This window comes from Methylobacterium sp. AC832 (assembly GCF_979256025.1).
In genome coordinates this window covers 24,240-42,659 of record NZ_CEEDMV010000012.1, presented here as the reverse complement: position 1 = coordinate 42,659, position 18,420 = coordinate 24,240, and the positions used below count along the sequence as shown (strand labels likewise).

17 protein-coding genes are annotated in these 18,420 nt (G+C 65.4%); 7 read left to right on the top strand and 10 right to left on the bottom strand.

Annotation, left to right across the window (positions count from 1 at the left end):
- Positions 1-134: 134 nt before the first annotated feature.
- The 10 genes from AC0IXR_RS23895 to AC0IXR_RS23850 form a co-directional block, all read right to left on the bottom strand.
- Complete coding sequence (locus AC0IXR_RS23895) at positions 135-950, bottom strand: response regulator (protein WP_471762440.1); 816 nt, start codon at positions 948-950, stop codon at positions 135-137.
- 714 nt (positions 951-1,664) lie between these two features.
- Complete coding sequence (locus AC0IXR_RS23890; RefSeq protein WP_471762439.1) at positions 1,665-2,156, bottom strand: DUF5681 domain-containing protein; 492 nt, start codon at positions 2,154-2,156, stop codon at positions 1,665-1,667.
- The gene (locus AC0IXR_RS23885) at positions 2,156-3,505 is read right to left on the bottom strand and encodes a site-specific DNA-methyltransferase (protein WP_471762438.1); all 1,350 of its coding nucleotides are present in this window, start codon (positions 3,503-3,505) and stop codon (positions 2,156-2,158) included. Before AC0IXR_RS23885 ends, AC0IXR_RS23890 begins: the two co-directional genes overlap by 1 nt.
- A 669-nt stretch (positions 3,506-4,174) precedes the next feature.
- Entirely contained in the window at positions 4,175-5,305 is a 1,131-nt protein-coding gene (locus tag AC0IXR_RS23880; RefSeq protein ID WP_471762437.1) for a M20 family metallopeptidase, read from the bottom strand.
- A 216-nt stretch (positions 5,306-5,521) separates the two neighbouring features.
- A complete protein-coding gene (locus AC0IXR_RS23875; RefSeq protein ID WP_461228470.1) occupies positions 5,522-6,274 on the bottom strand; it encodes an amino acid ABC transporter ATP-binding protein in 753 nt (250 codons plus the stop codon).
- A 42-nt stretch (positions 6,275-6,316) separates the two neighbouring features.
- The gene (locus AC0IXR_RS23870; protein WP_471762436.1) at positions 6,317-7,168 is read right to left on the bottom strand and encodes an amino acid ABC transporter permease; all 852 of its coding nucleotides are present in this window, start codon (positions 7,166-7,168) and stop codon (positions 6,317-6,319) included.
- Entirely contained in the window at positions 7,165-7,911 is a 747-nt protein-coding gene (locus tag AC0IXR_RS23865; RefSeq protein ID WP_461228468.1) for an amino acid ABC transporter permease, read from the bottom strand. The genes AC0IXR_RS23870 and AC0IXR_RS23865 overlap by 4 nt, the downstream gene beginning before the upstream one ends.
- Positions 7,912-7,951: 40 nt before the next feature.
- Positions 7,952-8,782, bottom strand: coding sequence for a transporter substrate-binding domain-containing protein (locus tag AC0IXR_RS23860; protein WP_471762435.1), 831 nt, complete (start codon positions 8,780-8,782; stop codon positions 7,952-7,954).
- 131 nt (positions 8,783-8,913) lie between these two features.
- Positions 8,914-10,083: an N-methyl-L-tryptophan oxidase gene (gene solA, locus AC0IXR_RS23855; RefSeq protein WP_471762434.1), complete on the bottom strand. Its 1,170-nt coding sequence runs from the start codon at positions 10,081-10,083 to the stop codon at positions 8,914-8,916.
- Positions 10,084-10,161: 78 nt separating this feature from the next.
- Entirely contained in the window at positions 10,162-10,770 is a 609-nt protein-coding gene (locus tag AC0IXR_RS23850) for a helix-turn-helix domain-containing protein (protein ID WP_461228465.1), read from the bottom strand.
- A 266-nt stretch (positions 10,771-11,036) separates the two neighbouring features.
- On the opposite strand from AC0IXR_RS23850, the gene AC0IXR_RS23845 reads away from it, so the two are divergent.
- From AC0IXR_RS23845 to AC0IXR_RS23815, 7 genes are all read left to right on the top strand, one after another.
- Positions 11,037-12,344 carry an MFS transporter gene (locus tag AC0IXR_RS23845; RefSeq protein WP_461229707.1) on the top strand — a complete coding sequence of 436 codons (1,308 nt, stop codon included), beginning with the start codon at positions 11,037-11,039 and terminating at the stop codon, positions 12,342-12,344.
- 123 nt (positions 12,345-12,467) lie between these two features.
- Positions 12,468-12,866 (top strand): Rid family detoxifying hydrolase, encoded by a 399-nt coding sequence (locus AC0IXR_RS23840; protein ID WP_471762433.1) that lies wholly within the window; start codon positions 12,468-12,470, stop codon positions 12,864-12,866.
- A complete protein-coding gene (locus tag AC0IXR_RS23835; protein ID WP_471762432.1) occupies positions 12,863-13,432 on the top strand; it encodes an MOSC domain-containing protein in 570 nt (189 codons plus the stop codon). Before AC0IXR_RS23840 ends, AC0IXR_RS23835 begins: the two co-directional genes overlap by 4 nt.
- Before the next feature lie 156 nt (positions 13,433-13,588).
- A complete protein-coding gene (locus AC0IXR_RS23830) occupies positions 13,589-14,383 on the top strand; it encodes a PDR/VanB family oxidoreductase (protein ID WP_471762431.1) in 795 nt (264 codons plus the stop codon).
- Positions 14,384-14,432: 49 nt separating this feature from the next.
- Entirely contained in the window at positions 14,433-15,632 is a 1,200-nt protein-coding gene (locus tag AC0IXR_RS23825; RefSeq protein ID WP_471762430.1) for a hydantoinase/carbamoylase family amidase, read from the top strand.
- 716 nt (positions 15,633-16,348) lie between these two features.
- Positions 16,349-16,483, top strand: coding sequence for a hypothetical protein (locus AC0IXR_RS23820; protein WP_471762429.1), 135 nt, complete (start codon positions 16,349-16,351; stop codon positions 16,481-16,483).
- 332 nt (positions 16,484-16,815) lie between these two features.
- A complete protein-coding gene (locus AC0IXR_RS23815) occupies positions 16,816-18,291 on the top strand; it encodes a protein adenylyltransferase SelO (RefSeq protein ID WP_461228460.1) in 1,476 nt (491 codons plus the stop codon).
- The last annotated feature ends 129 nt before the right edge of the window (positions 18,292-18,420 follow it).

Here is an 18,420-nt window from a genome sequence, read left to right as displayed (position 1 = left end):
GCGACTCGATCTGCGGCTCTTCTCTAAATTCAAGCCTGCTTAGACCCGACTCCGGCATCCTGCAGACCGCTGCGTAACACTCGCATGGCCGCTAATTATTTAAATCGATGACCTATTTCGACGCGCGCCGATCCTCAGTCGCCGGCAGTTCCGCTCGATACCAAACGCAGGCCGGTCGGAACTCGGCTGTTCAGAGCAGCGATGACCTTGCTTTCCAACTCGCCGTCCCGGAACGGCTTCTGAACGATCCCCTCCACGCCGACCGACCCGACTTTCATCAGGGTGATGGTGTCGGCATATCCAGTCACGAAGAGGATCTGCATGCCGGGCCAGCGCTTGCGGATCTCGACGGCCACCTCCGCCCCGTTCATGCCGGGCGTGGCGAAATCTAGTACCACCAGGTCGACGCAGGGGTCGGCCTCCAGGGCCGCGAGCCCGGCGCGGCCGGATCCGGCCTCGCGGATTTCGTGGCCGGCCTCGGAAAGCCGCGTTGCGGTGACCTCGCGAACCTCGGTGTCGTCATCAATGACGAGGAGCACGGCCTTGCCGCCGGTGGCCTGCCACCCGGCGCAATCGACCTGCCGTCGTGCCTTGGGGAGGGGCTCCGTCTCGCTAGCGACGCGTGGCAGGTAAACCCGGATCGAGGTCCCTTCCCCGATTACGGTGTCAATTCGGATGCCACCCCCCGATTGCTTCACGAAGCCATAGGTGGCCATCAGCACAGACGATCTCGCGCCGACGACGGCTCGGTCGGGCTGACCAGGGCACGTTGAGCGGGGCCAGCTCGATGGCTTCTGCACCGCACGCTCTGTCATCGTGCCCAGTCTCGTCCCGCAGGACGAAGCCGATGGCAAGATGGCTCGGGCGTTCAGTCCGGCGGGACGGGCGATCAACTGGTCGTGGGATTCGGAGGCAGCCTTCAGCAGCGCCTGGTGCGTCTCGTCGATCATTCCGGGTGGCCCTTGCGGTGGTTCGGCAGCGGATCTGCTGGCACCAGCGCAACCCCACTGATCGCGAGGGATCGGCAGGGGGACGAGGGCGCACTGCGTCGGCGGCCTCAAGGACGCTGACAGTTCCGCTCCATTCGCAGCGCAAGTCCAGTCCGAAGTGGCGTACATCGCTCACACGCCAGTGCACAGCCACTACCGAACCACGGCTCTGCTAGCCTGCGAACCGGTCTCCAGCTAGGCCACCTAAAATGCTGCGGAAGCTGCACCGGCGGCAGGCGAGAAACCGGCCGAAATCGCCGAGAATCATGCCCGCAGGACCGCCCCGGAGAAGAGGCCTCAAAGCGGCAGCTTTTCGCTATGCCCTTGAGACGCCGCACGTCTCCCGCCAAACGCGAACGTCCGTCGTTCGTGGGGAGTGAGTGGTGGGGCGCCCACCCTGTCGGAACCGGTCTCTCGCGCCGTTTCCCTGCTAACGGGGAAAACAACAGGGAACACGGCGCGGTGCAGCTCCCAAACTCTGTTTGGCCCGGCAATACAGCAGCCAAGGCAATGACTTAAGGGGCAATTCCCTGTGCGGCGGAACAGGGAATTGGTATCAGCCAAACAGGGAACGCGTGTCGTCGAAACAGGCAAGCCTATCGGTGGGACCAGAGATCGCTTCCGGGCCAATGCAAAAAGGGCCGGAGAGCCATGAGGCTCTCCGGCTGCGTGGGATTATGAGGCATCAGGGGAGGGGGCTAAGGTGTCTCCGAGCCTCGAGCGCATATCGCCAGCATCGACGAACCTGACCTCGATGCTGGGCGCATACTTCGGGCGGTCGTCCAGGGCCACCTGCCGTTCCTCCGGCGACATCCCATCGAACTCCGTCGCCGGTGCCAGGGCCTTGATGGTATCGAAAAGGAGCTTGGCGGCTTTCATGTCGCCCTGCAGTGCCTTCCGGGTGAGCTGCTGGGCAAGCGCCTCGATCTGAGTGGTCCGGATCGTGCGGCCATCCTTGGTGACAGCAATCGGCTCACGTGCCGCCTGGGTGAACGCGTCCAGAAGATCGCGCCGACCAAGCGGGGCCGAGTGACCCCGGGGCCGGCCGCGAGGATTGCCGGACTGACCTTTCCGGAAGCGATGGTCGGCCGGCGGCTTGCCGTACCCGACCTCGTACCCGGCGCGTCGCTTCGGTTTGATCATTGCAGTGTTCGTCGCGTCAGCCATCACGCAGCCTCCTCGAGCAGGGCAGGGGCCGTACGGGCCGATCGGACCTCGTCCCAGGTCTCGTCCGTGCCGTCGAGAATGGCGTCGCGGCCCGTGAAGGCCTGCCAGCGCCAGATAGCGACATCGACATAGACCGGGTCGAGTTCGAGCACCCGCGCCTCGCGTCCCGTCTTCTCCGCAGCCAGCAGGGTCGTACCGCTGCCGGAGAACGGATCGAGGACGATCGCACCGCGGCGCGTCACGTCCTTGATCGCATCGACGACCAGGGCCACCGGCTTGACCGTGGGATGCAGCGCGAGATCGCCCGCGCCCTTGAAGGTGTTGGCCCCGGAATAGGTCCACACGTTCGAACGGTTGCGCCCGTGCCGGCCAAGCTCGACGTTGTTGGTGTGGCTCGCCGTGCCGACCTTGTAGAGCGCGATCAGCTCGTGCTGCGAGCGGTAGAGCGAGCCCTGCCCCGGATTGGTCTTGCTCCACACGATGAGGTTCTTCTGCTCGCCGTAGAGCGGTCGGGTCGCGGCATGCAGCTCCGGTAGGTGACGCCAATCCATGCAGACGTAGTGCAGAGCCCCGTCACACGAGACCGAGACGGCATGGCCGAGGCTCTCGCTCAGGAAGGCGGTGAAGGCGTCCTCCGTCATCTCGCCAGAGCCCATGACGAACTCACGGTGCTGGACCCGGCCGCGGCCCATGACGTGACCGTTGACGGGCACGTTGTAGGGCGGATCGGTGAAGACCATGTCGGCCGCTCGTCCACCCATCAGACGCTCGACGTCATTGCTACTGCACGCGCTGCCGCACAGGATCCGGTGCGGGCCGAGTTGCCAGAGGTCACCGAGCTGCGAGACCGGTGCTTCCGGCTCATGCTGCTCGTCCTCGCGCGAGGCGAGGCGCTCCTCTTCGAGATCTCCCGTCAGCAGATCGAGCTCGGCGATCTCGAAGCCGGTGACGGAGAGATCCAGGCCGATCTCGGGCAGGTGGATGGCGAGTTCGCCGAGTTCGAGGGCGAGGGTCGCCCGATCCCAACCGGCGAGGGTCGCGATCTTGTTGTCGGCAATCGCATAGGCGCGCTTCTGCGTGTCGCTCAGGTGATCGAGCCGGACGGTCGGGACGGTGGGCAGGCCGAGCTGCTTTGCTGCCAACAAGCGTCCGTGCCCGGCGAGCACGAGCCCGGTCTCGTCGACGACGAGCGGCACGGTGAAGCCGAACGCCCTGATGCTGTCGGCGATCTTGGCGATCTGCTTCTTCGAATGGGTGCGAGCATTGCGCGGGCTGGCGCTAAGGGAGGTCGGAGCTTGGTCGAGGATGGTCAACCCGGCCGTGGGGAAGGCAGGCGTATTCGTCGTCATGATGGGGATGTCCTTGGAAAAGCACGCACGACGACGAGCCCGCGTGCCGGAAGGCTGCAGGGTCAAAGTCGGCGCAGAGGTTTGAGAGAGGGGCCGCTCAGGCCTAGAGATAGAAACGCCCCGGGGCGGGTGCCGCGGGGCGAGTGGACGTGCAATCGCGCAGCGAGCCGGTCAGGCGCGCCGTTCGGGGAGGATCACGATTGCAGGTAGGTCCAAGCTGGTCCGCTGCGGACGCAAAAACTTCGACCTAATGAAAATGCGCAGTTTACCCGTCGGGTGTCAAGACGCTCCTTCGCGAGATCTTGACATCAATGGAAACTACGCATCGACGACCTGAACCAATTTTCCATCTTATTATGGCACTCCGATAGGACTTATCAGCTGTGAAGCTCCCGTCCTTCGGCCGTCATGGGTTGAAATCCGCCGGCCTGCTCTACGACCGGGTTGGGTGGATTTTTGCCCATCCGCTTTTCGAGGCCGTAGCCACAAGACCGGACTTTCACCTAGGCCAAGCTGTTCGATGGAGTTGCACCCGACCCAGTTATTCGCTGGCTTGCAGCGGTATTTTCGGAACGGACCTGGGCTGGCTCTTAGGCGCAGTGTGAAGCAACCGCGCAAGCGCTGACGTCAGGCCTGCCGGACGGCGGCAGCGGCGTCGGCCAATGCGCCTCATCCCGCGCGGTCGCAGCACATGCGGAGCATCAAGGCCCTGTAGATGGCCTGCGCCTCCTCGATCCGGTCGACGAGGCAGTACTCGTCCGTCTTATGGCACTGCGCCGGCTCGCCGGGTCCTACGATCACCGTGGCGACTCCGTCGAAGGCCGGCACAAGAGCCGACGCATCGGTGAAGTAGGGTGCCCCAGCTGGTTCCGCCGACGCCCCAATCCGCTCGCGCAGCAGCGTCAGGAGGAGGGCGGCGGACGGATCGTCCGGCTCGGTAGCGAACCCAGGGAAGCTCGTGACAACCCGGATCTCAGCCTCCGGTCCGAACAGGCGGCTGAGTTCGGCGATCAGCGTTTCGTGCTTCTGCTCCGGCAGGGTCCGGATATCCACGGTGAACTCGACGAAGTCAGGGACGGAGTTGATGTTTTCTCCGCCGCGGATGGTGGTGACGCAGGCCGTGGCGCTGCCGAGCAGTGGGTGGCGGGCGCCGAACTCGTGGCCCTCAAGTCTCCGGATCCACTCCGCCGCCTTGCTGATGGCGTTTTCGCCCTCATGCGGCATTGAGGAATGCGCTGTCCTCCCGCGCGCGGTTACGATGACGCGGAGAGAGCCCTTATGGGCGAATATGGGGGCATTAGACGTCGGCTCGGCCACTATCAGGAGTTCGGCTGGCCCGAGGACTTTCTCACGGCCGACATGGAATGCGCCTTCACATCCCGTCTCTTCTCCGGCGGTGATCACGAGCGTGACACCGCGGTGGAAGCTAAGCCCGTCCCCGATCAGGTTGCATGCAGCCGCGATGAACGCCGCTACGCCGGCCTTCATGTCGCTGGAACCGCGGCCGTACAACCGGCCATCTTGCACGACCCCTTCGAAGGGTGGGAATTGCCACTCGTTCGACCCTAGTGGCACGACGTCGATGTGCCCAGTGAAGCAGAGCGGCTTGCCACCGGCCGTCCCAGGGATGCGCGCGACCAGTGTTGGTCGGTCCTTGGCAAATTCGTAGCTGGCAACGTCGAACCCGTGTTCGGTCAGCAGCCGGGCAATGAACTCGGAACATTCCTTCTCATCGCCTGGAGGATTGATCGATCGGAACCGGATGAGCTGCTTCGAGAGTTCGAGACCGTTCAGGGGCATTGGTGCTTCCACATGAAGTTTCGCGTCGTTGCCGGCCGCAAGTTCGATGTACCCAGGTTAGACGATGAAGATCTTGCGTCTTCATCAAGAATGACCGCTATCGGGTAGGACCCAAGGCCGGTCGGGCGACCAGCAAGAGTCGCAAGTAGCTGGCCCGTTTCCGAGCAGGTAATTGGGCGATACTCGCAGCTCGTCTGAATTGACTTGAATCGGTTCCTACAGAACCTGGGACAGAAACTGTCGCGTGCGCGGATCGACGGCGGACGAGAACAAAGTCTCGGGCGGCCCGTGCTCGACGATGACACCGCGATCGGTGAAGTAGACGTGGCCGGCGACCTCGCGCGCGAAGTTCATCTCGTGGGTGACGAGAAGGCAGGTCATGCCCTCCTCTGCCAATTCGCGAATGGTGACGAGAACCTCCTTGACCGTCTCGGGGTCGAGTGCAGCTGTGACCTCGTCGAACAGCATCACGTCCGGCCGCATCGCGAGCGAGCGGGCGATGGCCACGCGTTGCTGCTGCCCGCCGGACATCTCGCCGGGATAAGCCGCTTCCTTGCCGGCGAGACGCACCTTGGCAAGGAGAGCGCGTGCCCGGACCTCGACCTCGCGTCTGTCCTGGCCCAGCACGTGGATCGGCGCCATCATGACGTTCTCCAACGCCGTCTTGTGCGGGAACAGGTTGTACTGCTGGAACACCATGCCGACTTTGCGTCGCAAGGCCAGCTTGTCGAGCTTCGGGTCGACCACTTCGATCCCGTCGACCCGGATGGTGCCGGACGTGACCGGAACGAGGGCGTTGATGCAGCGGATCAGCGTCGACTTGCCCGATCCCGACGGGCCGATGATGCAGACGACCTCGCCCCGGCGCACGTCGAAGCTGATCCCCTTGAGGACCTCCACCTCACCGAAGGACTTGTGCACGTCGATCAGCTGCACGATCGGTGGGCCGGAGGACGAGACACCCACCATCAGAAAAGCACCATCAGAAACGTACCATCGGACACCCGGGCCTCACGCTGTTTCGAAGCGCCGCTCCAGGCGCGCGGTCAGCCGGTCGATCGGGTAGCAGTATAGGAAGAAGCACAGCAGGGCGAAGCCGTAGAGGGGGGCGAACAGCTCGGGCCGCCCGCCTTCGGCGGCGTGAACCTGCGCCGTCAATGTCAGCATCTCGGTGACACCGACGATGGAGGCCTGCACCGTTGCCATGGCGATCAGAGCGTAGACGTTCATCCACGGTGGCAGCATCCGCTTGAGGCATTGGGGCAGGATGATGCGGAACAGTGTCTGGCGCCGGGTGAAGGCCAGGGATTCGGCCGCCTCCCACTGGGTGGCCGGCACTGAGCTCACAGCGCCGCGTACGATCTCGGCGACGTTGGCCATAACCGGCAGCGCGAACCCCACCGTCGCCTTGGCCCAGTCGGGCAGCGGCACGCGCAGGCCGAACACCGTGACCTGAAACGGCACGAGAAACATCACAAAGAACAGCAGCACCAGCCAGGGCACGTTGCGGAAGAACTGTGTCACGCCCCAGGCGATGCGGCGCAGGACCGGCCCCTCGCTCACTAGGGCAAGCCCCAGCCCAAGACCCGCCCCCGTGCCGAGGAGCATCGCCACAAGCGAGATCGCGACGTTGAAGGCAAAGCCCGTCAGCAGGAGCGGCGCCCAGCGCAGGACGACCTGGAGCGGCGACAGCACGGCGTCCGGCCCTTGCGCGAAGGCTGGTACCACGAGGACGAGGCCGGTGAGCCACGCCCCGAGAAGCCACCCTAGAGCCGGGCGGAGGGTGAACAGGGTCCGCGTACGCGACACCCGGAACGGCAGCAGGACCGGCAGGTCGCTTGCAGGCGGCTCAGGCGCCCTCACCGGCTGTAGCCTGGGATCCGCAAGGCCTGCTCCCAGCGATGCATGATCCAGACGAGGACGCCGACCAGGACCGCGTAAGTGACGAGCAGCACGATCATCATCTCGAGCACGTTCTGCGATTCCGACCAGATCTGCTTTACCGCATAGAGCGTCTCGGGCACCGCGATGGCGTAGGCCAGGGTGGTGGTCTTGAGCAGGTTGATGAGGTTGTTGTTGAGGGCCGGCAGGCAGACGCGGAGCGCGAGCGGCAGCACGATGTAGAGGTAGGCCTTCAGGCGGGTATAGCCGAGGGCCTCGGCCGCCTCGATGGTGGTGCGCGGCACCGCTTCGATTCCGGAGCGGAAGATTTCGACGTTGAAGGCGCCGGCGAACAGGGACAGCGAGACGATGGCCCATTGCACGTTGTCGAGGATCGGCACGCGCAACCCGTCTGCGGTCTGGGTGGCCGGCAGCAGGGTGCCCAGCCCAAAGTAGAAGAAGAAGATCTGCACCAGGGGCGGCGTGTTGCGGAACACCACGACGAAGCCGTTGAGGAATCCGCGCATGAGCCGCGACGGGCCTCCTTGGAGAAGTGCCCCGACTGCGCCGATGACGAGGCTCGCCAGGATCGTCGTCACCGCCAGCAGCAGCGTCGTCTTCAGGCCGTTGACGTAGCGGTCCCAATCATAGGGGTCGTAGAAGACCGTGAAGTTGAAGCCCGTCGTGTCGTAAAGGGTCCGGAACCAGTTTGGGACGGCGTCCATCGTGTTCCTCAAGACGGCGGGTCATTCGGCCCGGCGCGGCTCAGTTGGTGGCGTTCTTGTACTTCTCGTGCATCGCCTTCGAGTATTCCGTCGGCTCGATGCCCCACTTCTTCTCTGATTCGACGATGAAGCCGGACTTCATCCAGTCCTTGGTCGTAACTTCCATCAAGGTTTGGAGGGAGCCGTTGCCGGGCGCCACCGCCATCATCCAGGGGGCGTCGAGGATACCCTTCAGCGGCAGGGCGTAATCCGCCTTCCAGTCGGCGTCGAGGAGCTTCCCCTGCAGCATGCTCTGATCGTAGACGTAGCCGAGGCAGTTGCCCTGCTTGAGGGCGAAGAGCGGCTTCTCCGAGCCGTCGAAGGCGACGATTTCGACACCGTAGGTGCGGGCCACGTCCTTGTTGTACCAGGCGCCGGAGGTGGCGCAGAGGGGCTTGCCCTTCAGCTGCGCCCAGTCGGTGATATTGGCCTTCTTGGGCAGCATCACGTTGACGAAGTCGGAATAATATTGCGGGTCGATAGCCTGGACCACGCGGCGGCGCTCCGGCTTGTCCGAAATCGTGGCGATGAGGAGGTCGACCTTGCCCTGCTGCAGGAACTCGATCCGGTTGGAGGAGACCACCGGCACCAGTTCGAGCTTCACGCCGAGGCGCTTGGCGACGTCGGCGGCGAGATCCGGTTCCATCCCGATGATCGCTCCGCTCGGATCGCGAAAGCCGAAGGGACGGTAATCCGCCTTCACGCCGACGATGAGCGTCCCGCGCTGTTTGATCGCCTCAATCCCATCCGCAGCCGAGGCCAAGGAGGCAGGGAGCAATGCGGTGGCGGCGAGCAGGCCGCAACCGAGGTACGCCCTAGTCAGCTTACGCATCGCACCACATCCCTGCTTGGTTCATGCCGATCGACCGGAAATCAAAACCGAGACCCGACGATCCCTCTTCGAGCAGATTGCCTTGTCCGGTCCGAACGGGTCAAGCAATCGGCAGGCCATCACTGGGGGGCTCAGCCGAACCGTCCGAGCGAATACGGTGCGAGATCGATCCGCCCGCTGGTCTGCACCATCTCGTTCGCCACGGCCTCGCCGATCCCGGCAGAGTGCTTGAAGCCGTGCCCCGAACAGGCCGAGACGACGAGAACCCGGTTCATCTGTGGATGGCGGTCGATGATGAAGCCGCGGTCGGGGGTCACGGTGTAGAGGCAGGCGGCGGCCTTGGTCGCTCGCCCCGTAACGCCGGCGAGCCGGCCCGCCACGTGGTGCCGGTACATGGCGGTGGATTCCTCGGGGCTCACGGCGCGGTCAAAGGCCTCGGCCCGCGTGGCGGTCTCGTATTGTTCGGTGGCGACCTTGACCTGGACCTCCCCCGGCAGGGGCGGGAAGCCGTAGAGGTAGTCCGTGTCGCCGGAACCGTGCATCCAGATGAAGACCGGCGACTCGGAGCCGTAGGCCGAGGCGTCGTCGAGGGCGTACCAGTGCAGGAGTTGGCGGCTGACCGTGAGCAGCTCCGTGAACGGCGCGCCGAGAAGAGGCGCGGTCCAGGCCCCGGCCGAGACCACCACCTGATCGGCCAGGACGACGCCGTTTTCGGTCTCGATGCGGACCCCGCCCGGCTCTTGGATAATCGACAGCACCGTCGTCCCGGTGCGGATGTCGGCGCCGAGCTCGCCGGCCCGTTGCAGCTGCGCAGCGATGCAGCGCTCGGGGCGCACGTAGCCGCCACCAGGCTCGTAATAGGCCCTCTCGTAGCCGCCGAGATTCAGGAATTGCGGGAAGCGGCGCGCGACCTCGCCTCCGTCGAGGACCTCGTGCTGGATCGCGAAGACCCGTGCGGCATCGATCGAACGCCCGACGAAATCCGGCTTGCCGTGATGGGAGGTGTCACCGCTGCCCGGCCCCATCACCAAGGCGCCGCATGCCGTCAGTAGCGTCTCGCCGGTCTCCGCCTCCAGGGTTCGCCAGATCCGGTGCGAAGCCAGGACGAAGGGGACGTAGTCGCGGCCCTCCCCGACGGCCTGCCGGGTGATGCGGCTCTCTCCGTGGCTCGACCCCAGAATGTGCGGCGGGGCAAAGCGATCGAGGCCAACCGCTTTCGCGCCCCGCAGCCCCAGTTGATAGAGGGCCGCGCTTCCCATGGCGCCAAGGCCGACGACGGCGATGTCAAAACGGTCTTCCATCGCAGGATGCGCTCCGGTTCGTTCTCAAGCCCATTCTCTGCAACGGATGCGAAACCCCGAGCTTCCGACGGAAGATCGCTACCGAGCGCGGGAGGGATCGATCACCAGGATATACTCGCACGGGTCCGTGCCGAGATTCGTGAACGCGTGCCCGGCATCGGCTTCGAAGTACAGGCTGTCCCCCGTCTCCGCGACGACGGTCCGGTCGCCGATCACGGCGCGCAGGCGGCCGCGCAGGATGTAGATGTATTCCGAGACGCCAGGGCGATGGGCCGTGAATTCGCCCGTGCTGCCACCGGGCGGCAAGGTGTTCAGCACCAGATCGATGCCTCGGCCCGGTAGGACCGGCGACAGGCAGCGACGCAGGAAGCCCGATTCTTCGTCCCGAAGGATGGGTTGGCGACGCGCCGGGATCAGCAGGACTTCGAGTTCGGTCGCCGGGGCCATCAAGCGCGAGAAGGTCACGCCGAGCGCCTCCGCCAGGCGGGAGAGTACAGCGGTCGAGGGCACCGCCTCGGCGCGCTCGATCTTCGAGATCATCGAGCGGCTCACGCCGGAGCGCGTCGCCAGCGCCTCTAGGGACAGGTGGAGTTCCCTGCGGCGGCGACGGATCTCCTCGGACACGTAGGCCTGGGAACTCGTTTCGACCGCTGTTTGCGCCGGGGCAACCATCTCCCTCACCGACATGCCGTCATCCACTCCCATCCTCCCGGTAGACCGGCAAGTAGGGCCGTGCGGGTCAGCTTCGCCCCTGAATAGGGGATCGTCCTGACGTTTGCACGCGCCCCATCCCGCGACGTCCCGGCTTTCGCCGCACGGCCGGGCGCCGTCGTGCGCGCCCGGGGTGCGCCAAACGATCGCTGCCGCATCTGGCACGGCGATTGCCTCCACATCAGTGGAATCTTCTCCAGTTCGGTGGAGGGTCGAAGGCCATGGCGAGTACGGCGATTGTGATGGAGACCGAAGGCGGTCTCGACCGGCATGAGGTCTCGCTCGCGGACCGACGACAGATTGTCTGGTCGAGCGTGATCGGCACGACAGTCGAATGGTACGACTTCCTGATCTACGGCACCGCCAGTGCCCTGGTGTTCAACAAGCTCTTCTTTCCGAGCATCGACCCCGTCGTCGGGACGATAGCCGCCTTCGGTTCCTACGCTGTCGGATTCCTGGCACGCCCCCTAGGCGGCATCGTCTTCGGCCATTTCGGCGACAAGATCGGTCGAAAGGCCATGCTCTCCCTGACGATCATGATCATGGGCCTCGGCACCTTCCTGATCGGCTGCCTGCCGACCTATGCGCAGATCGGCGTCTGGGCACCGATCCTGCTCGTCACCCTGCGACTGGTCCAGGGCATCGGTATCGGTGGGGAGTGGGGCGGCGCGGTCCTGATGGTGGTCGAGAGCGTACCGGCCCATCGGCGGGGCTTCTTCGGAAGCATCGTCCAGCTCGGCTATCCTTTGGGCGTCATTCTCTCCATCGGAGCCTTCGCTTTGGCCGGGCTGATGCCCGAGGCCGAGTTTCTGGCTTGGGGCTGGCGCCTTCCATTCCTAGCGAGCGCCTTCCTCGTCGGTGTCGGGCTCTTCATCCGGCTTCGCCTGCACGAAACACCCTCCTTTCAGCGCGTGAAGCAGCGCGCTGCCGTGGCCAAGATCCCGGTCGTCGAGATCCTCACGGAGCATCCCCGCACTTTCCTGAAGGCTGTCGGCCTGAAGGTGTCGGAGATCGCCTATGTCAGTATCGTCACGGTGTTCTCGATCTCCTACGTGACGGGGCAGCTCGGTTTGCCGCGAAGCGTCATCCTCAACGGCATCCTGATTGCAGCAATCATCGAGCTCTTCACGATTCCCGTCTTCGGATGGCTGTCGGACCGCTATGGCCGACGCACCCTATTCGTCGTCGCCTGCCTGTTCTCCATCGTTTTTGCCTTCCCGCTGTTCCAGCTTCTCGACACCCGCGATCCGACCGTCATCACGCTGACCGTCGCGGTGGCCCTGAGCTTCGGCCAGGGCATCATGTTCGGGACGGGCGCGGCCTGGATGTCGGAGCTGTTCGATGCGCGCCTGCGCTACAGCGGCGCCTCGCTCGGATTCCAGGTCGGAGCAGCCCTGAGCGGAGGCTTCACGCCGCTCATCGCCGCCGCACTGTTGACCTGGAGCAGCGGCGCGACATGGCCGATCTCGGTCTACCTAATCGTGCTGGCCTGCGTGACGCTGGTCGCTGCGTTCCTGTCGCCCGAAACCGCTCGCCGGCAGATCGACTAAGCCGCTGGACCGCCCGAACTCGGTGCATGATTAGGAACTTCGATACCGCCGATCCTTCACAGTGGATATTTTTCTAGTATCGTAGATTGATCCCAACAGCCCCGTTCACCCCGAGGAACACGAATGAACCGAACCATCATCAAGACGGACAAGGCCGCACCGGCCGCCGGACCCTATGCGCAGGCAACCCGTGTCGGCGATCTCGTCTTCGCCTCGGGGCAACTCCCGATCGACCCGGAGACCGGCGCATTTCCCGACGGGATCGCTGCGCAGACCAAGGCCTCGCTCGCCAATCTCGCGGCGGTCCTCGAGGCGGGTGGTGCGAGCCTGGCGACGGTCGCCAAGACGACCGTGTTCCTCAAGGACATGAACGACTTCGCCGCCATGAATGCCGTCTATGCGGAGCATTTCCCCGGTGATGCCCCGGCGCGCTCGACGATCGAGGTCGCCCGGTTGCCCCGCGACGCCATGGTCGAAATCGACGCCATCGCCCTCGCGACACAGTCGGAGACCACGCGATGACGGACGCATCAGCACCCCGCATGGTCGAGGCGTTCGCACATCCGGCCGGTTCGATAGCGGTCGGCGTTCAGGGAGGCGCGGTGGGCTGGCGGGGCAGGCTGCTCAACATCCATACGGCCTCGGCGGCGAGCTACGAGATGGAGGAACGCACCGAGGCCAGGTGTGTCGCCGGGCGCGGCATCGAGGGCGACCGCTACTTTCTCGGTTTGGGCACTTATTCGCCCAAGCCCGACACCCGCGAGGTGACCCTGATCGAGCAGGAGGCGCTGGATGCGATCAACCGCAACGACCCGCCGCTCCAAAGCGGTCCTCTGCACATCGCGCCGATCGACCACCGCCGCAATCTCACGGTTCGGGGTGTCCCACTGAACCACCTCGTGGGGCGTCGATTTCGGGTGGGCGAGGTGATCCTGCGCGGCGGACGGCTCAACTTTCCTTGCAAGTACCTAGAGGAACTCCTGGGCCAGTCGGTCTACCTGCCTCTCTACAACCGCTCGGGCCTCAATTGCGGAATCGAGCGCGGCGGAATCATCCGGGTCGGCGATACGATCGAGATGGTGGACTAGGTCGTGAGCGCACGTCTGGTCATGAGGCTGCAGGTCTCGGCGGCTATGGCGACAACGTCCGAAGTACTGCATCTAACCCTGGTCCATCCGCGGCGGCCGGAGCTCCCATCTTGGACAGCCGGCGCCCACGTGGATCTCCGACTGCCGGATGGACGCGTGCGCCAGTACTCGCTTTGCGGCGACCCTGCAGATCGTACGCGATACGAGATCGCAATCAAGCGCGAGGAGGCGGGACGCGGGGGTTCGACTTGGGTGCACGGCAACCTCACCGTCGGCGCGGTCGTCGATGTCTCAGCGCCCCGCAACAACTTCCCCCTCGCACCCGCCGCACGTCGGCACATCCTTGTGGCGGGCGGCATCGGCGTGACGCCGCTCCTCGCTATGGCACGCACGCTTGCGGCGGAAGGAGCGGACTTCGTGCTCCATTTCTGTGCGTCGTCGGCCACCCAAGCGCCTCTCCTCGCGGACGTCCGCGCGATCTGCGGTGACCGACTTCAGGGTTGGTTCGCCGCTGAAGGTCGACGCTTCGATCCGATGCGTCTCGGCGACGTCAAGGTGGACACGCATGTCTATGCCTGTGGCCCGCAGCGTCTCACCGACTCCGTCCAAGCTGCCCTCGACTCGCAGGGCTGGCCACCGGAGCAGGTCCATGTCGAGCATTTCGCCCCACTGTCGGACGAAACCTTCAAACCCGAGCCGTTCGAAGTTCGCATCGCATCCACAGGCGCCCAGCTCCACGTAGCTGCGAACCGTTCGCTCCTCGACGTCCTGCGGGAGCACGGCTTCTCCCAACCCTCCTCATGCGAACTCGGAGTCTGCGGCGCCTGCGAGTGCGGCTATCACGATGGCACAGTGATCCATCGCGATGCCGTGCTCTCGGTCGGGAAACGCCGGGACCGGATGACGCCATGCGTCTCGCGCGCTCAGGGCAGCGTGACCCTCGAACTCTGAAAGAGGGCGGGGGGTGACTACCGAACGCGATCAACCGCCTGGACCCAGCATGACCGAAATCGAGACCGACACCTTCCTCCACGACCTGTACGCCTTGCGCGAGATCGGGCGGTTCCGCACCGGCGTCCACCGGCCGACCTTTTCGCCTGAAGATATGCAGGCGCGTCGCTGGCTGATGGGCCGGATCGAGGCTTGCGGTCTCGAGGCGTCGATCGACGGCATCGGCAACGTGCTTGGGCGGCATCGTGGCCCGGGGCCCCACCTCCTGGTCGGCAGCCACATTGAGACCCAGAACGAGGCCGGCTGGCTCGACGGGGCGCTCGGCGTCGTCGCCGGACTGGCGCTGGCCCGGGCCGCGCTTCCCGTCGACGTCGTCGCCTTCGCAGATGAGGAGGGACACTTTTCCGGCGGCTTCCTGGGTAGCCGCTCGGCGATCGGTGACCTGACCGAGGCCGAGATCGACGCCGCCCGCAACCGCACCGACGGCACCCCCCTGCGCGTGGCGCTCGAATCGGCCGGACTGGCCGGAAAACCTCGGATGCAGTTGGATCCCGCGCGCTACCAGGGCTTTCTGGAACTGCATATCGAGCAGGGCACGCAACTCGAGTCCGCAGGTCTGCATCTCGGTGTCGTCAGCGGCATCGTGGCGATCTGGCAGTTTCAGATCGTCTTCGAAGGCAAGCAGGACCATGCCGGAGGCACCACCATGGCCGAGCGCAGGGATGCGGGACTCTCCGCGGTACGCCTGCTCGCGGCCATCGATCGGGAATTTCCGAAGTTCTGCGGCCCGCGTAGCACCTGGACGACAGGGCGGATCACGCTCGATCCCGGCGGCTACAGCATCATTCCGGGCCGCGCAGAGGTGGCCTTCCAGTTCCGCGACGTGTCGGTCCCAGTGCTGGAGCGAATGGAAGCTTGCCTCGAAGCACTGGTGCAAGAGTCGAACCGGCGTGAGCGCTGCACTGCCACGCTCATACCCTTGTCGAAGGCGATCCCCGCCCGGTGTGATCCGAACCTGATGCGGGCCCTCTCGGAGGCTGCCGAGCAGGTCTGCCCTGGCCGTTGGCAGGTGATGCCCTCAGGCGCCGGCCACGACGCCCAGAACATCGCCCGTATCCTGCCGGCCGCCATGCTGTTCGTCCCGTCGGTCGGCGGCATCAGCCATCACTGGACAGAGGATACCAGCGATACAGATCTCGCCTTTGGCGTGCGCGCGCTCGGAGTGGCGGCGCGGGTGTTGTCCAGATAGTTCGGGCACATGTTTCCGGAGCCCCTATCAACGCTTCAGCCGCGAATCCGTCGCGATTTGCAATGAACACGACCTAGGATGTCGGCGATGGGACCGACCCACACCAACGGAATGCCGCGGTAAGATTCCGCATTCGAGCGTCGGCCGAATCCCTCGCCACGTCATGTTTGGGTCGAGATCCGCCCGTCCACTCCACGACCGAACAGGGTGGTTTTCCGCCTGTCCGGTCTCGGAGAGCAAAACACAAGAAACAGACGGTGGCTCGGGCCACAAGGGGGGCGCAACGCTCCAATCGCAGCCACTCGACGGGGGCAGGTGAGTGCTCTCAGCGATGACGCATGCCCTTGCCAAGGAGCCAGACCCGAGGAGAGTCGCGGCCAACGCGACAGACCCGGGGCTGGAGGCGATCGAACTGTTCCTCAGCGGCGGACCAAGGAGCAGATTGTACAAGGGACGAGAATAATCCCGCTCGGTCGCCCGAGCGAACCCGGCGACATCGCCGCCGCTATCGCGTTTTTGGTCGGACCGGACGGCGGTTGGGTGAACGGCCCGATTCTACGGGCCAACGGCGGTTTGGTCTGAGCGCGACGGCGCCTGCCTGCAGCCCTGATTGTCCGAGCGTTCAGTCCCTACCGCTCCTGGCGAAGGGCCCGAGCGAGACGCGCGCCGCCTCTCGCAGGGCCTCGCGATTAGCCTCGGACGACGCGATGACGCCCATGGCGGAGGCCACCGTCGACAGCAAATCGCGCCAGCGCCAGAGTATCCGCGACCTCTGGCAGATCGCCGTCGGCCTTTGCCTGGACGAAGCGCACGAGGAGTTCCCTTGCTACGCCGAACAGAGGCATCGTTGATCGACAAGGGAACTGGCAACCTGCGCGCGGTGCAGATTCTGCTCGGGCATTCGAAGATCGAAAGTACGGTACGCTACCTTGATATGGACGTCGAAGACGCGTTCGCTCTAGTAGAAGGAACCAAAATCAGAGAGCGAGCCACCTCGACGGCAATGCGGAGAGAGCCTCCGAAGCCGCGTGGCCGGATAAAGCCCATGACTGTCGCTCGACCATGCTGGCATTGGCCGTGAAGTAGAGGAGGCGACGCGGACACGCGCCTTCTCGCGCATACTGACCCACCGGGTTCCCGGAAGGCGCTTGTCCGCCGGCGCGATCGCTCATAGCTCTCGACTATGACCAAGATCCCTTTCGACAACAGCTACGTCCGCTTACCGGACCGCTTCTTCGTCCGCCACGCCCCGACACCTGTCGCAGCCCCGCGCCTGATCCGTTTGAACCGCGCGCTGGCGGCGAACCTCGGCATGGACCCGGATTGGCTCGCCGGACCCGCTGGGGTGGGGATGCTCGCGGGGAACAGCGTCCCTGAAGGCGCCGAGCCGATCGCGACGGCTTACGCCGGGCACCAGTTCGGCAACTTCGTGCCGCAGCTCGGTGACGGGCGCGCCGTTCTGCTCGGCGAGGTCGTCGACCGTGACGGGCAGCGCCGTGACATCCAGCTCAAGGGCGCGGGCCCGACCCCGTTCTCCCGCCGTGGCGACGGCCGGGCGGCGCTTGGGCCGGTGCTGCGCGAGTATCTCGTGAGCGAGGCCATGGCCGCGCTCGGCATCCCCACCACACGGGCGCTGGCGGCGGTTGCCACCGGCGAGTTGGTCATGCGTGAGACCCGGCTGCCCGGGGCGGTGCTCGCTCGCGTGGCGGCTAGCCACATCAGAGTTGGCACCTTCCAATACTTCGCCGCCCGGGGCGACGCGGAGGCGGTGCGGGCGCTCGCCGATCATGCTCTCGTCCGGCACTATCCCGAGGCATCCTCCGCGGAACATCCCTACCGAGCGCTGCTCGACGGCGTCGTGGCCCGCCAAGCCGAGCTCGTGGCGGGCTGGCTGCTGGTCGGCTTCGTCCACGGGGTGATGAACACCGACAACATGTCGGTGGCCGGCGAGACGATCGACTACGGTCCCTGCGCCTTCCTCGACGCCTACGATCCGCGCACGAGCTTCAGCTCGATCGACGCGCACGGGCGCTACGCCTACGGCCAGCAGCCCGGGATCGCCCTTTGGAACCTCACCCGTCTGGCCGAGGCCCTCTTGCCGCTGCTGGCCGAGGACGAGGCGGCGGCGGTCGAAGCGGCCGAGGCGGTGCTTGCCGGGTTCGGCCCGCGCTTCGAGAAAGCGTATCACGATGGCCTGGCGCACAAGCTCGGGCTGTCCGCGGATCGGGACGGAGCCGTCGCGCTCGCGGACGACTTGCTGGCGCGGATGGCGGAGAACCGAGCGGATTTTACTCTGACCTTCCGCCGCCTGTGCGACGCGGCCGAGCGGCCGGAGGCGGACGCCGGGGTGCGCGACCTGTTCGTCGACCCGACCGAGTACGACGCCTGGGCCGTACGCTGGCGGAAGCTGTTGGATGAAGAGGGACGGACCCCCGCGGCGACGGCGTCAGCGATGCGCACCATCAACCCGGCCTTCATCCCGCGCAACCACCACGTCGAAGCGATGATCGCGGTGGCGGTCGAGCAAGGCGACTTCGGCCCGTTCGAGGAGCTATTGGCGGTGCTGTCGCGGCCCTACGACGACCAGCCCGCCCACGCCCGCTATGCCGAGGCGCCCGAGGGCGGCGGGGCGGACTACCGGACATTCTGCGGCACGTGAACGCGCGCGTCGGCGTCCGCGTCACTGGAGATCGTCATTCGACCTCATGGTTCGGAAACCGGTTTCCGTGGCATCCTTGGCGGCATCCGGTGCCCCAGCTCGTCCATGGCAATGGGCGGCGCCTCAAAC